2 pseudogenes are annotated in these 1,225 nt (G+C 61.9%); both read right to left on the bottom strand.

The annotated features are described in order from the left end of the window. Positions 1–874, bottom strand: a pseudogene (locus tag V6C16_RS13630) (glutamine--fructose-6-phosphate transaminase (isomerizing)); the annotation flags it as partial. A 153-nt stretch (positions 875–1,027) separates the two neighbouring features. After that, a pseudogene (locus tag V6C16_RS13625) lies at positions 1,028–1,225 on the bottom strand (peptidylprolyl isomerase); the annotation flags it as partial.

Here is a 1,225-nt window from a genome sequence, read left to right as displayed (position 1 = left end):
CGGGCAGGGCATCCAGTTCCGGCAGGCGCACCTGTCCCTGTTCCGCGTGGGCGCGGCCGGTGAGGCCGTCGGTAATGACGCGCGGCTGCTCGAAGATTTCCTTGAGCATAAAGTGGCGGTAGCCGCCCTTTTGTGCGGCCTGCATGTCCCACTGTATGGTCTGCGTTTCGTGGCTTACGGGGCTGAGGTCTTCAAGCCGGAGAATTTCGTAGCTGTCGGCCGTGGCGCGCACAAGGTCCCCGTCCTGCAAAAAGACCACCTGACGGGTGTAGGGCAGAAAGGCGGGAATATCCGAAGCCACGAAATTTTCGCCTGTTCCCTGGCCGAAAATGAGCGGAGCGGACATACGCGCCGCATAGATGACGCCGGGTTCTGCCTTGTCCATAAGGCAGACGGCGTAGGCCCCGTGGGCCTCGCGCAGGGCGGCTGCAAAGGCGTGCAGCAGGTCGGGTTCCGTCTTGCGGCGCTCGGCAATAAGATTGACCAGCACTTCCGTGTCGGTTTCGGAGCCGAACGTATAGCCCTTGGCGGAAAGGTCCGCCTTTATCTCCTGATAGTTTTCGATAATGCCGTTATGCACCAGGGCCAGGGAGCCGTCATTGCTGCGGTGGGGGTGGGCATTGCGCTCGGCAGGCACGCCGTGCGTGGCCCACCGGGTGTGACCCATGGCGCAGGTGGGTGTGGTTACCGGCTCATGGGCGAGTTTTTCTTCAAGCGCGGCCAGTTTGCCCATAGCGCGCACCACGTGGATATCGTTCTGGCGCACAAAGGCCACGCCAGCGGAATCATAACCACGGTATTCAAGCCTGCGCAGCCCTTCCACCACAACGGGAACGGCCGGCCTGTGTCCTGCATAACCTATAATACCGCACATAACGTGCCTCCTTGTATACCGCGAAGCCCCTGTGGGGCAGGGCGGCACTGGAACGTCCCGCCCCGGGGCGGTTCTGCCTTGCTCTGACAAAGAAGGCCGGAACCGTCAAGCGGCCCCGGCCAGTATATTCCTGTTCCAGCCGCGCGGGCCTTGCTACATATTTTTTCTGTCGATAAAATCTTCGTTGTACACTTCCACCTTGGCGCCGGAAGCCAGACGCTGCATGAATATCTCAAACAGGCCGTCCGCGCGGTCACGGGCCACGGCGCTGGCCATGATGTCCTTGACCGCATCCCATTCCGCGGAGTCAGAGGGCTGCACACCCTTGACGCGCACCACCACAGCGCCGGG

Source organism: Desulfovibrio sp. 1188_IL3213, assembly GCF_036763145.1.
In the GTDB taxonomy this organism is placed as follows: Bacteria; Desulfobacterota; Desulfovibrionia; order Desulfovibrionales; family Desulfovibrionaceae; genus Desulfovibrio.
This window is presented reverse-complemented; position numbering and strand designations above follow the sequence as displayed.